The organism is Rhizobium sp. CNPSo 3670 (assembly GCF_057784555.1).
Genome location: NZ_JBXSOL010000047.1, coordinates 16473 through 28989, shown reverse-complemented (window position 1 = coordinate 28989; position 12517 = coordinate 16473). Strand labels below are relative to the sequence as shown.

Here is a 12517-nt window from a genome sequence, read left to right as displayed (position 1 = left end):
ACACGGCATCACCCCTCCCGTCAGAACCTATCTGCCACGTCTGACGGCAGCGCCTTGCCTCTAGATATTGCAGAGATAAGCCAATACGGCTGAAACCGGCATGAGCGCTATGGAAAGGCCGGTTCCGCCGGCCCCCTCATCCGCCCTACGGGCACCTGCTCCCCGAGGGGAGAAGAGGGAATCGAGAGGCCACAGCTCAGAGAAACTTCTCCTTCCAAAGCCTCAGCTTTTCGAGCGACACGCCGATGCCGCCGCAGACTTCGATCAGCGGATTGTCAAAGCGCTGAAGCAGCCCGGCATGCACATCGGCAATGGCAAGGGCGGCACCGCAGGCCGGCTCAACGAGGATGCGATGCGCATCGGCAAATTTCAGGCAGGCGGCGACGGCATCGCTATCGCTGACGACAACGCTTTCGATCGGATGCTGCTTCGGTAGATCGAAGACATGCTGCGCCACCTGCCGTGCACCGAGCGACGTGGCAATCGAGGTGATGGCGGGAAGGGTAACGCGCTCGTTTGCCTTGAGGCTTGCGTGAAATGACGCCGCCCCTTCGGTTTCAACTGCGATGACGGGGACACCGGAAAGGCCGTTCCGCTTCAGCCCTTCGACAATGCCGGCCAGCAGCCCACCGCCGCCGACGCTGGTGACGACGCAATCGAATGTCGCACCCTTCGCAACGACCTCATCGATCAGCGTGGCATGACCATCCCACAGAAGCGGATGGTCAAAAGGGTGCACATAGGTCGCCTTGCGGCTGCGGGCGAGTTCGACCGCGTGGGCATTGGCTTCGTCGAAAACGCCTCCGTGGACGAGGACACTCGCGCCGATTGCGGCAATCGACTGCCGAACATCGGCCGCCGTCGTCTCCGGCACGACGATCGTAACCGGCACGCCGAGCGCCCGGCCGGCATAGGCCGCGGCAATGCCGGCATTGCCGCCGGAGGCGCAGAAGATCTCGCGCGCACCATCTTTCACCTCCTGCTGGCACAGCCGGCCGACGCCGCGCAGCTTGAAGCTGCCGGAAGGCTGCAGCGCATCGAGCTTCAGCCAGAGCGGTTTGCCGCTGGCGCTATAGCCGGGGGATGTCCGAACCAGGGGCGTGTCGAGATGGAGGGGTGCTGAAGCCATGCAAACATCCAAGAAATAAGTGAGACGACGGTTCTAATCCGTTTGCCGGCACAGGAGCAACCTTCCTGACCTATAGGCCCGCGCTTTCAGACGGGCAAGGGACGCTGTTATGCTTTCAATCTCTGAATCGGCCGAAAAATCGGGCCGACGCAGAGATTGAAGCGTACCGATTCAACCCTTCTCTCGCTTGAAATGCCTATTTCCGGGGTCTAAGAAGCCGCAACTTGTTTTTCCAGGAGGGCTTCATGACTGCGCGCAATCTTTTCCTGCTGCCGGGTGACGGCATCGGTCCCGAGGCGATGGGCGAGGTCCGCAAGATTATCGCCTATATGAACGAGGCGATGAATGCCAGTTTCGTAACCGACGAAGGCCTTGTCGGCGGTTGCGCTTACGATGCCCATGGCGCGGCGATCTCGGAAGCCGACATGCAGAAGGCGCTTGCCGCCGACGCCGTTCTCTTCGGCGCGGTCGGTGGTCCCAAATGGGATAGCGTACCTTACGAAGTGCGCCCGGAAGCAGGCCTACTCCGCCTGCGCAAGGACCTGCAGCTCTTCGCCAACCTGCGTCCCGCCATCTGCTATCCGGCGCTTGCCTCGGCCTCGTCGCTGAAGCCGGAACTGGTCGAAGGCCTCGACATCCTGATCATCCGCGAGCTGACGGGCGGCGTCTATTTCGGCGAACCGAAGGAGATCATCGACCTCGGCAACGGCCAGAAGCGTGGCATCGACACGCAGGTCTACGATACCTACGAGATCGAGCGCATCGCCGGCGTCGCCTTCGAAATGGCCCGCACAAGGCAGAACCGCGTCTGCTCCATGGAAAAGCGCAACGTCATGAAGTCGGGCGTGCTCTGGAACCAGGTGGTGACCGAAACGCATAAGGCGAAATATTCCGACGTCGAGCTCGAACATATGCTGGCCGATGCCGGCGGCATGCAGCTGGTGCGTCAGCCCAAGCAGTTCGACGTCATCGTCACCGACAATCTCTTCGGCGACATGCTTTCAGACGTCGCCGCCATGCTGACCGGTTCCCTCGGCATGCTGCCCTCGGCCTCGCTCGGCGCGCCGGATGGTAAGACCGGCAAGCGCAAGGCGCTCTATGAACCGGTGCACGGCTCGGCCCCCGACATCGCCGGCAAGGGCATTGCCAACCCGATTGCCATGATCGCCTCCTTCGCCATGTGCCTGCGTTATTCCTTCAATATGGTCAAGGAAGCCGATGACCTGGAAAAGGCGATCGCCAACGTGCTCGACAAGGGCATCCGCACCGGCGACATCATGGCCGACGGCTGCCGGCAGGTCGGCACGGTCGAGATGGGCGATGCAATCCTCGCGGAATTCAAGGCGCTTTCGGCCTGATATATTTCACGTGAAACAGTTCCCGCCCTTCGCATCACGCATGCGGGGGGCTTTTCAGAGATAGACAAAACCCGCCGGACTCGATCGAATTAACCGAAACGGACTATCCTCGGCCACAATCTCGTGTATTTTTGCGCCGGATTTCACCTCCGCATATTTTGGAAGTTGGAAACGATTTCCGGTCTATGCGCCAGTTCAAAGTGAAAGAGCGCCTGCCGCACGCGCGGCGCTCGAAGGCTAATTCGAACGGACGACGGCATGCGGGCATTTTGGGCTTCCCTGGACAGGCGCTGGCGCCGGAGCGACGCTGCGCTGCCGCCTTTGCGCTGGCAGGCTTGTCTCTTCATCTCGATCAACGCCGTCATCCTTTCCATGTTGCTCTTCGATGCCCCGATTGGCGCGAGCAAGCCTCCCGCGCCGGTGAAGCAAATTGGCGAGCTTCTGACCGGTTTCGGTGATTCCGCCTGGCTGATCTACACCAGCATCCTGCTCTTCTTTCAGGGCAGGGCAGGCTACAAGCTGTTGAAGGCGGCGCGCTCCAGGGCACAGGCGCTTTATGTCAGCTGGATCGGCGCCTACCTTTTCACTACGGTCGTCTGCTCCGGGCTTCTCGCCAACCTCCTGAAACGGGCGATTGGAAGGGCGCGTCCCGACCACTTCCACGATTACGGCATGTTTTCTTTCACGCCTTTTTCAGGTCATGCCGCTTTCGAAAGTTTTCCCTCCGGCCATTCCACCACGGTCGGCGCCTTCTTTGCCGCTTTTGCGCTTCTGTTTCCGCGTTACCGCATTCTCTTCATCGCCTTCGCCATCTGGCTTGCCATGACGCGCGTCATGGTTGGTGCGCACTATCCGAGCGACGTTATCGCCGGTCTTGCTTTCGGCGGCTGGTTCTCACTGCTGACGGCGATCGTCTATGCCCGTTGTGGCCTGCTCTTCAAACTGGCGCCGGACGGCTGGCCGCTCGCCAAGCGCCTGTTCCCCGACGCGAAAAAGCCCGGCGCCTTGTGAGCGCCGGGCTGTTTTTCGAGCATGTCAGACGCGGACGCGTCATCAATCCATGGCGTGGATATCCCTGTTCTTCGTTTCCGGCAGGAAGATCAGGCCGATCACCAGCGTGATCGCCGCAAAGACGATCGGGTACCAGAGACCGTAATAGATATCACCCGCGGCAGCGCTCATCGCGAAGGCCGTCGCTGGCAGCAGGCCGCCGAACCAGCCGTTGCCGATATGATAGGGCAGCGACATGCCGGTGTAGCGGATGCGGGTCGGGAAGAGTTCGACCAGAAGGGCCGCGATCGGGCCATAGACCATCGTCACATAGATGACGAGGACGAAGAGGATGGCGATCGTGCCGACCCAGTTGACGCGGGTCGGATCGGCAACCATGGCATAGCTGCCGCCATTGGCGATGTTGTAGACCGCCATGTCGGTGACGCCATTGGCCTCGTCCGCCGTCAGCAGCTTGCCTTCGACCAGCTTGGCTGCCGGCATGGTTTCCTTGTCGCCGGCGCGCACCGCATCGGCAGTGAGCGCCAGTTCAGGATTGGCGGCGATGAAGGCGTCGAGCTTGCTATCCGGCACCTTGGCGGCGGCCCGCTTCAGCGGATAGCCGGCATCATGGAGCGCAATGTTGACGCCTTTTTCGAAGGCGGCGGTCATGCCCTTCGCCTTGTCGCCGGCAGCAACGACGTCGAAGCTGGTAATCGTACCGTTGCCGACCTTCACCGTCGCCGGTTGTCCGGCGGGACCCGGCACCACGTCATATGGCACCGAGTTCTTCGTCAGAAATGCTGTCGCCACGTCGCATGAGCTGGTGAATTTCGACGTACCCGTCGGGTTGAACTGGAATTTGCAATCCGCCGGATCGGCCGTGACCGTTGCGCGGATCGACGCCTGCGCTTCGGCCAGCGCGGGATTCGCCATCCAGGTCATTGCCTTGAACAGCGGCTGATAGGTCACTGCTGCAAGTAGGAGGCCTGCCATGATGATCGGCTTGCGGCCGATCTTGTCGGAAAGACCGCCGAAAATGACGAAGAATGGCGTGCCGAGGAAGAGCGCAATAGCGACCATGACATTGGCCGAAAACAGATCGACCTTCAGCACGTTCTGCAAGAAGAACAGCGCATAGAACTGGCCACCGTACCAGACAACTGCCTGGCCCATGGTGGCGCCGAGAAGGGCGATGAGCGCGATCTTGGCATTCTTCCATTGCCCGAAGGCTTCGGTCAGCGGCGCTTTGGAGCCCTTGCCTTCTGCCTTCATGCGCTGGAACGCCGGCGATTCATTCATCTTCAGACGGATCCAGACGGAAATGCCGAGCAGCACGACCGAGACCAGGAACGGAATGCGCCAGCCCCAGGCTGCGAATTGAACCGGACCCATCAGCGACTGGACCAGGATGATGACGATCAGCGACAGGAACAGGCCGAGCGTCGCCGTCGTCTGGATCCATGAGGTGAAGTAGCCGCGCCGTCCGTTCGGCGCATGTTCGGCGACATAGGTTGCAGCACCACCATATTCACCGCCGAGCGCCAGACCCTGGAGCAGGCGAAGACCGATAAGAATGATCGGGGCTGCGATGCCGATGCTGGCCGCACCCGGCAGGATACCGACGAGGAAGGTCGACATACCCATGATCAGGATCGTCACCAGGAAGGTGTATTTTCGGCCGACGAGATCACCGAGACGGCCGAAAACCAGCGCGCCGAACGGACGCACCAGGAAGCCGGCGGCAAAGGCGAGCAGCGTAAAGATATTGCGCGTCGCCTCGGGATATTGGGTGAAGTAGGTCGCACCGATATAGGTAGCGAGCGAACCGTAAAGATAGAAATCATACCATTCGAAAACGGTGCCGAGCGAAGAGGCGAAGATGACCTTCTTCTCCTCGCCTGTCATCGGACCGGCCTTCGCGCCGTCGATGCTTGTGACATTTGCCATTGTCTGTCCTCCACAGAGTGATGAGCAACGGGCGCGGCCGACTCTCCTCAAAGCATACCCCGGGCCGCGACACGCCTGACGAGAGTGTGCCAGAAAAGACAGGCCGCAAAGAGAGATGCTTTGGGATTATGACTTTAGTCTAACGAAGTCGCGTTCCGTCACTCGCATCGGAGCGTTGCTCCGCACCGGTGATGACATTGGCGGCGGGACGGTTCAGCCGGTTTGCGAAGGGACCTGCTACGCCCTCAGCGCCTGCGCCGGCGATTGCCGGTAGGCAAGCACCGCCGGCAATGCGGCGAGAATACCGGCAAAGGCGAGCAACACCCCCGTAAGCTCGGCATCTTCCCGGGCGAAGCCAACCGGCATGGCGATGCCGCTGGTCTGCGAGAGCATGCCGGACAAGGTCAGCGCCGCGGCGAAACCGAGCGCAAATCCAAGTGCTATGCCGACTGCCACCAGAAAGAAGAATTCCAGGAAGACGATGCCGAAGATCGCGCCGCGCGGGGCGCCGAAGGCTCTGAGCGCGCCGATCTGGCGGCGGCGCTGGCCGATATGAATGACCGTGACCAGGACCAGTGAGGCCGCGACAAGAGCCTGTGCGCCGGAAGCGACCACAACGAAGGATCTGCTTGGCGTCGCCCAGCGTGGCGTAAAGATTTGTCAGCACCTCGCCGGGGAAGACGGCGATCGTATTGCCGTTGCGATTATCCCGTCGAAGCTTATAGGCATCGGCGATCGTTTTCGGCTTGACGAGGATGGCCGGAAGGCCTGGAGCATCTGTGGCCCAGGTCTCCTTCAGCACGGCTTCCGGATCGAGCTTTCCATGATGATCGTGCGCGTCACGATCGGCGCCCGCATGATCATGATCGTGTCCGTCCTCTTCGGCGTCTCCCGCATGCTCCTCCGCCTCCAGCCCGTGAATGTGCCAGACGGCCTGAATAGGAACGAGAATCGCCCGGTCCCAGGCAGTATCCGTCGGCCGCAGGCGACCGACGACATGATAAGCGAGTTCGGTGTGGGTCTCGCCCCCTTCTTCCGCCGAACCGTGCATCGGCTTGATTTCATCGCCGAGCGAAAGCCTGACCGCGGAGCCGATCACTGCCTCTCCTTCGTGGGTGAAAGCCTTGCCTTCGGCAAGATCGCCGGACAGCTTGTTCGACATCTTTGTTGTGGTACCGACGATCGGGTAGCTGGAGAAGAAATCGCCAAAGCCGATCGGCGCCGCCCAGTCGACCCCGGGGTCGGCGGCAAGTTTTGCCAGCACCTCGCCCGGCATCAGCGGCAGGGGCGAGGGCTGCAGGAAGACGGAGGAGAGCACGAGCTGTGTCTCGCTGCCGCCGGCGCCGATGACGAGGTCGAACTTATCGGCGGCGCGCGCGCTGCCGAGGCGAAGCGCCCGCTCCTGCAGCACCACAGAGACGCCGAGCGCGGTCGCAAGCGCCACCAGGAGCACGACAACCAGCGATCCCGCCCACAGGCGGCGAAGATCGGCACAAATGAAGCGGATCATGCAGCCTCCCCCGCAGCGGCAATGGAATCCTCGCTGATCCGGCCGGAACTGAGCGTGATACGCCGGTCGAGACGGCCGGCGAGCCGCTGGTCATGGGAAACGACGATCAGCGTGCTGCCTTCCGCATTGGCAAGATCGAGGAGGAGATCGCCGACGGCCTCACCGCTTTCGGCGTCAAGGCTCGCGGTCGGCTCATCGGCAATGATGACACCAGGCTTGCGCAACAGCGCGCGGGCGATCGCCACGCGCTGCATCTCGCCGCGCGACATGGTCTCAATCTTCTGGCCGGGCCGGGACAGGTTGACCGTGTTCAAAAGCACATGCGCCCGCTCGATGACGGCGGCCGTCGCGGCGCCGGCAAGCCGGGCAGGCAGAAGCACGTTTTCGAGTGCCGACAGGCCGGGGAAAAGGTGGAATTCCTGCATGACCAGGCCGATATTGACGGCGCGGAACCGGTCTCGCCGGCTTTCCGAAAAAGCGGCGATATCCTCACCGTTCCAGCGGATATGGCCCTGCCGCGTCCGCTCAAGACCGGTGACGACATTGACGAAGGTGCTCTTGCCGGAGCCTGATGCTCCCGTGATGGCGACCCTGCTGCCGGCCTCGATCGACAGGCGGCCGATTGCCAGCGCGGGCGAGCTGAGGCCGGGAAAGGTGACATCAAGGTTTTCGATATCGAGTGCGAGCATGTCGGTTTAAACAGCAAAATATTCGGCTTGGCGGATCCGCAATAGGCTGACGAAGCCGGTTTCCGGATCGGTCCAGGAGCCGTATTCCAGCGTGCCGCGCACTTCGATTGTCTGGCGCGGCTGCACGAAGGTCTGCTTTTCCGAGAGATAAACCACGACGATATTGTCGGGCCAGTCCGCATCCGAAGAGCAGAAGGGGCAGAGCGACATCGGCACTTCGGTGAGTACGAAGAACTGCGCCTCTGCCTTCAGTGGCGGCGCCATGAAACCCTTCATGTTGATTTCCTGCCCGGCAAGGCGCTTCACCTTGTCCGAGAATTCAAGACCGAGCACGCCGAACTTGCCATAGAGCTCGTCGAACGAAAGCGAACCGCCGGCCGCGCGCGCAGCACAAGCAGCAAAGGGAAACGCAATGGCAGCGCCGATCAGCCGGCGGCGGCTGAGATGCAGCGAAGAGAATATGTCCATGGCGACCTCCAAGAAGTAGATCCCGGCCTCTGGCATCGGCCCGAAAATCGAAACGATTTTCGGAAAGCACGATGCCAGCTTCAAAGTGTTACAGCGTCCTTTTGCGCGTCTGGAAGACGCGCGGCGCTGTAATCGGCCGGGACCATGATCGACAAAAGAGGCAAGGCCGGCAAGCGGCCCTGCAAGATCGACTTTCGATCAATTCGTCTGCTTGGCGCCGAGAGCGAAGGTGTCGGCGAGCACGCGATAGACGTCGCTCTGTTCCATGTAACCATGGAAGCCTTCGGCACCAGGACCGGCCGACTGCAGCACGACATCGTCGACGGCGTGAACGCCGCTCTCGCTGCTCTTCGGAAGATTGCCCTGTACGAAGACGGCGCCGGGAACATCCTTATACTGTTCGTTGGCGACATATTCCTTCTTCTCGTTCTGGACGGCCGGAACGAAAGGACCATCGAGCTTCGGACGGAAGGTCTCATAATGATCGGGGCCGTTGTTGGCACTGAGGAACAGGCGGCGGCTGACGTCGACCTGGTCGGGATAACCGTCGCCATTTTCATCCTTGTAGTTCGGGAAGCCGGCTTCGGCGTAGGTGCCGACCTTTTCGCGCATCTCCGTGCCGGGCTTCTCGTCGTCGACGGTGCCGATGATCGATACGCCATGCGTGTGGTCGCCGGTGACGACGATCAGAGTGTCCGGATGGGCCTTCTGGAATTCGCGGGCAACGCCGATCGCCTTGTCGAATTCGATAGTGTCGATAACCGCACGATCCCAATCCAGCGGATGGGACATCTTGTCGATCGAGGAGCCTTCGACCATCAGAAAGAAGCCGTCAGCATTCTTCGAGAGGCGGTCGAGCGCAACCTTGGTCATCTCAACGAGACCCGGCTGGTTCGGGAACTTGTCGACGGTGCCCTTCTTCAGGAACTCGCGATCGAGCGTCACGTCCATATTACCGGTGTGGAAGAGGCCGAGCAGCTTGCCGTCAGCCGATGCATTGGCGGCGAGCTCGTTCTTGTCGATTGCGAGCTTGTAGCCGGCGTCCTGGAACAGCTTGATGTAATCCTGATTGTCCTTGCGCTTGGAACCGGCGACTTCCTTGCCGAGGAAATAGGCCGAGCCGCCGCCAAGGATGACTTCCGGCTTCACTTCGAGCAGCATGCCGACGATGTCGGCCTTTTCGCTGCGGCTGCGGGTATGGGAAACGACCGCAGCTGGCGTCGCATCCTCGATTTCGGACGTCGCGACAATGCCGATCGACTTCTTCGTCGTGCGGCGAACAGCCTCGCCAAAGGTTTCGACGCGCGGGTCATCGAGCGGAGCCGGCGTCCGGTCCGCATAGACGCCGAGCGCGTTGACGGCCGTCTTGTGCCCCGTCATGAAGGCCGACATGGTGTTGGCCGAATCCGTGGCGACGGCATTCGTCGCTGACGTACCGATGAAGGCCATATGATCGAGATCGTCCATGTTCAGGCGGCCGTTCGCTTTGCCCTCGGTCATGCCCTTGGACATGATACGGGCGGCGGTGCGATGCGCAACGGAAAGGCCGTCGCCGAGCAGGAAGATGATGTTCTTGGCCTTCGGCTGAGCGGCTGTTTCATAAACGTCCCAGGTGACCGACTTCGTCTCATCGCCGGCGGAGACCTCGATCTTGTAGGCGCCGGGTGCGGAGATCTTCAGGCCGCGGAGCAGAAGAGCGGAACCGAGTGCCTTGTCTTCCTTGCCTTTTTCCAGCTCGATGAACTGCGCTTCGCCCCCGAGAACCGTCTTGTAATCCTGACCGTTGACCGTGATCTTCACATCTTCCGGCTTGACCTGCTTGTTGATCTCGACCTTGAAATCGAACGGCGAACCGGCAAGAATCGTGGCGCGATCGAGCGGATAGACCGTCGTCGCCTGGGCGGCGCCCGCAAGGATGGTGGTGGCCGTAAAGGCGGCAAGAAGCGTACGCATGGAAAACCCCCGTTTTCGTTGCAGACATTGACAACCGGGCCGGGATACCTCCCGAGGATGACAGCGGCATGACAACGTCGCACCATGACGGCTGCCGCTTTCGCCCTCCGCCTCCGAGCGCAAAAACCTTGACTCCTGTGGAAAACCTTCTAAGAGCAACAGCGGAAAAGGAATCTCCATGGTTCGCGACGAACACGCCATTGCCGCATGCAATGACCGGGCACGGGTTGCCGGGGTGGATATTGCCGTTCCGGTTTCTTCCAAAACCAAGGCCAAAACGACGACGAAAACCGTCTGACGTCTCTGGCCTGCCGCTCTCTCCCCGGCTCGGCTGGGGACAGGAAGACGCGATTATTCGCGCCTTTCCCCTCACCGGACAGAGGAGAGAAGAGAAAGAGAGCTTGAGAAATGGGTTTCAAAGTAGCAGTTGCGGGAGCGACCGGAAATGTCGGCCGGGAGATGCTCAACATCCTCTCCGAACGCGGCTTCCCCGCCGATGAGGTCGTGGCGCTCGCGTCGGCGCGTTCGCAGGGCACCGAAGTGTCCTACGGCGACCGGACGCTGAAGGTTTCCAATCTGGAGAATTACGATTTCTCCGATACCGACATCTGCCTGATGTCGGCCGGCGGCGAGGTCTCCAAGAAGTTCTCCCCCAAGATCGGCCAGCAGGGTTGCGTGGTCATCGACAATTCCTCGGCGTGGCGCTATGACGCCGACGTGCCGTTGATCGTGCCGGAAGTGAACCCGGACGCCGTCACGCAGTTCACCAAGCGCAACATCATTGCCAATCCGAACTGCTCGACTGCGCAGCTGGTGGTGGCGCTGAAGCCGCTGCACGACTTCGCCAAGATCAAGCGCGTCGTCGTCTCCACTTATCAGTCGGTCTCCGGCGCCGGCAAGGACGGCATGGACGAGCTCTTCAATCAGACGCGCGCCGTCTTCGTTGCCGATCCGATCGAGAACAAAAAGTTCACCAAGCGCATCGCCTTCAACGTCATTCCCCACATCGATAGCTTCATGGAAGACGGCTACACCAAGGAAGAATGGAAGGTGCTGGCCGAGACGAAGAAGATGCTCGATCCGAAGATCAAGGTGACCTGCACGGCAGTGCGTGTGCCCGTCTTCATCGGCCATTCGGAATCCGTAAACATCGAGTTCGAGAACGAGATCACCGCCGACCAGGCCCGCGACATCCTGCGCGATGCCCCGGGCTGCCTCGTCATCGACAAGCGCGAGAACGGCGGCTACATCACGCCTTATGAATCCGCCGGCGAGGATGCAACCTATATCTCACGCATCCGCGAGGACGCGACTGTTGAAAACGGCCTCAATATGTGGGTGGTCTCCGACAACCTGCGCAAGGGCGCGGCGCTGAACGCCATCCAAATCGCCGAGCTGCTCGTCAATCGCGGCCTGGTCAAGCCGCGCAAGCAGGCAGCCTGATACCATTTGTAAACCATAAGATGTTAAAGCCCTGCTCGTTCAGCGGGGCTTTTTCCGGGGCAAATACGACTGTATAAGCGCTCGCTAAACGATGATCGTGACAAAATCGCGAGTGGCTGGCATTCTCTTGCCCGCTTAAAAACTATGCAGATCGAGAGCGGGGTTTCTCAATGCGCATGACAAAGTTGTTTCTGGCGGCCGCTGCGGCACTGGGCGTCCTCAACGCGGTACCGGCGTTCGCGCAAGGACTACAATGTGGCAATACCAGCGCCGGCTTCGACGCCTGGGTCGCCGATTTCAAGCAGACGGCAGCGGCTAATGGCGTCAGCCAATCCGTGCTCAGCCGTGCCTTCGCTAACGTCAACTACAACAAGCCGACGATCGCCGCCGATCGCGGCCAGAAAAGCTTCAAACTCTCCTTCGACGCCTTCATGCAGAAGCGCGGCGGTGCCGCCGTCATTTCCCGCGGCCGTTCGATGAAAGCGGCCAACCAGGCCCTTTTTGCCTCGATCGAACGTCGCTTCGGCGTTCCCGCCGGTCCGCTGATCGCAATCTGGGGCATGGAGACCGGTTTTGGCAGCTATATGGGCAACCAGCATACGCTATCGGCTGTGTCGACCCTTGCTTATGACTGCCGTCGTTCGGAATATTTCACCGACCAGCTCTATGCAGCACTCCAGCTCGTCTCCGAGGGTTATCTGAGCCCGCAGGCCAAGGGTGCCGCCCATGGTGAAATCGGCCAGACGCAGTTTCTGCCGCGCAACGTCGTGCGCTTTGGCGCCGACGGCGACGGCGACGGCCGGGTCGACATGGTCGGCTCTCGCGCTGATGCGCTGGCCTCGACCGCAAATTTCCTCAAGGGCCACGGCTGGCGTGCCGGCGCCGGCTATCAGCCGGGAGAGCCGAATTTCGCTGCGATCCAGGGCTGGAACGCCGCCAGCGTCTATCAGCAGGCGATCGCCTATATCGGCCAGCAGATCGACGGCGGCAGATAAGCGTTCATCGACAATGAATCTGAAAACGCCGC

Annotated in this window: 10 protein-coding genes and 1 pseudogene; 5 read left to right on the top strand and 6 right to left on the bottom strand. The window is 61.0% G+C overall.

Annotated elements, in window-relative coordinates:
* Nucleotides 1–196: 196 nt before the first annotated feature.
* Nucleotides 197–1129: a pyridoxal-phosphate dependent enzyme gene (locus AC13QO_RS27605; protein WP_488542490.1), complete on the bottom strand. Its 933-nt coding sequence runs from the start codon at nucleotides 1127–1129 to the stop codon at nucleotides 197–199.
* Between the two features lie 245 nt (nucleotides 1130–1374).
* Here AC13QO_RS27605 and leuB point away from each other — a divergent pair, with 245 nt between their 5' ends.
* Both leuB and lpxE read left to right on the top strand, forming a co-directional pair.
* Nucleotides 1375–2487: a 3-isopropylmalate dehydrogenase gene (gene leuB, locus AC13QO_RS27600; RefSeq protein ID WP_488542489.1), complete on the top strand. Its 1113-nt coding sequence runs from the start codon at nucleotides 1375–1377 to the stop codon at nucleotides 2485–2487.
* Between the two features lie 258 nt (nucleotides 2488–2745).
* Nucleotides 2746–3498, top strand: a complete 753-nt coding sequence (gene lpxE / locus AC13QO_RS27595) for a lipid A 1-phosphatase LpxE (protein ID WP_488542488.1) — start codon at nucleotides 2746–2748, stop codon at nucleotides 3496–3498.
* A 42-nt stretch (nucleotides 3499–3540) separates the two neighbouring features.
* Here the strand turns inward: lpxE and AC13QO_RS27590 are convergent, their stop codons facing one another.
* The 5 genes and pseudogenes from AC13QO_RS27590 to AC13QO_RS27570 form a co-directional block, all read right to left on the bottom strand.
* On the bottom strand, nucleotides 3541–5427 hold the full coding sequence (locus AC13QO_RS27590; protein ID WP_097598307.1) for an MFS transporter: 1887 nt from the start codon (nucleotides 5425–5427) through the stop codon (nucleotides 3541–3543).
* 237 nt (nucleotides 5428–5664) lie between these two features.
* Nucleotides 5665–6937 (bottom strand): annotated as a pseudogene (locus tag AC13QO_RS27585) (ABC transporter permease).
* Nucleotides 6934–7626 carry an ABC transporter ATP-binding protein gene (locus tag AC13QO_RS27580; protein WP_488542487.1) on the bottom strand — a complete coding sequence of 231 codons (693 nt, stop codon included), beginning with the start codon at nucleotides 7624–7626 and terminating at the stop codon, nucleotides 6934–6936. The pseudogene AC13QO_RS27585 and the gene AC13QO_RS27580 overlap by 4 nt, the downstream one beginning before the upstream one ends.
* 6 nt (nucleotides 7627–7632) lie before the next feature.
* On the bottom strand, nucleotides 7633–8094 hold the full coding sequence (locus AC13QO_RS27575) for a hypothetical protein (protein WP_488542486.1): 462 nt from the start codon (nucleotides 8092–8094) through the stop codon (nucleotides 7633–7635).
* A 198-nt stretch (nucleotides 8095–8292) separates the two neighbouring features.
* Nucleotides 8293–10047, bottom strand: coding sequence for an alkaline phosphatase (locus AC13QO_RS27570; RefSeq protein WP_285193264.1), 1755 nt, complete (start codon nucleotides 10045–10047; stop codon nucleotides 8293–8295).
* Between the two features lie 91 nt (nucleotides 10048–10138).
* Between AC13QO_RS27570 and AC13QO_RS27565 the strand changes: the two genes are divergently transcribed.
* The 3 genes from AC13QO_RS27565 (at nucleotide 10139) to AC13QO_RS27555 (ending at nucleotide 12485) form a co-directional block, all read left to right on the top strand.
* Nucleotides 10139–10345, top strand: a complete 207-nt coding sequence (locus tag AC13QO_RS27565) for a hypothetical protein (RefSeq protein WP_085779883.1) — start codon at nucleotides 10139–10141, stop codon at nucleotides 10343–10345.
* Nucleotides 10346–10455: 110 nt separating this feature from the next.
* Nucleotides 10456–11490, top strand: coding sequence for an aspartate-semialdehyde dehydrogenase (locus AC13QO_RS27560; protein WP_020922622.1), 1035 nt, complete (start codon nucleotides 10456–10458; stop codon nucleotides 11488–11490).
* Between the two features lie 170 nt (nucleotides 11491–11660).
* Entirely contained in the window at nucleotides 11661–12485 is an 825-nt protein-coding gene (locus tag AC13QO_RS27555; protein ID WP_285193265.1) for a lytic murein transglycosylase, read from the top strand.
* The last annotated feature ends 32 nt before the right edge of the window (nucleotides 12486–12517 follow it).

Bases quoted from the DNA above. Each gene is read 5' to 3' on its own strand.
- AC13QO_RS27570 (WP_285193264.1), bottom strand. From the start codon at position 10,047: ATGCGTACGCTTCTTGCCGCCTTTACGGCCACCACCATCCTTGCGGGC.
- AC13QO_RS27560 (WP_020922622.1), top strand. From the start codon at position 10,456: ATGGGTTTCAAAGTAGCAGTTGCGGGAGCGACCGGAAATGTCGGCCGG.
- AC13QO_RS27605 (WP_488542490.1), bottom strand. From the start codon at position 1,129: ATGGCTTCAGCACCCCTCCATCTCGACACGCCCCTGGTTCGGACATCC.
- AC13QO_RS27575 (WP_488542486.1), bottom strand. From the start codon at position 8,094: ATGGACATATTCTCTTCGCTGCATCTCAGCCGCCGCCGGCTGATCGGC.
- lpxE (WP_488542488.1), top strand. From the start codon at position 2,746: ATGCGGGCATTTTGGGCTTCCCTGGACAGGCGCTGGCGCCGGAGCGAC.
- leuB (WP_488542489.1), top strand. From the start codon at position 1,375: ATGACTGCGCGCAATCTTTTCCTGCTGCCGGGTGACGGCATCGGTCCC.
- AC13QO_RS27555 (WP_285193265.1), top strand. From the start codon at position 11,661: ATGCGCATGACAAAGTTGTTTCTGGCGGCCGCTGCGGCACTGGGCGTC.
- AC13QO_RS27580 (WP_488542487.1), bottom strand. From the start codon at position 7,626: ATGCTCGCACTCGATATCGAAAACCTTGATGTCACCTTTCCCGGCCTC.
- AC13QO_RS27590 (WP_097598307.1), bottom strand. From the start codon at position 5,427: ATGGCAAATGTCACAAGCATCGACGGCGCGAAGGCCGGTCCGATGACA.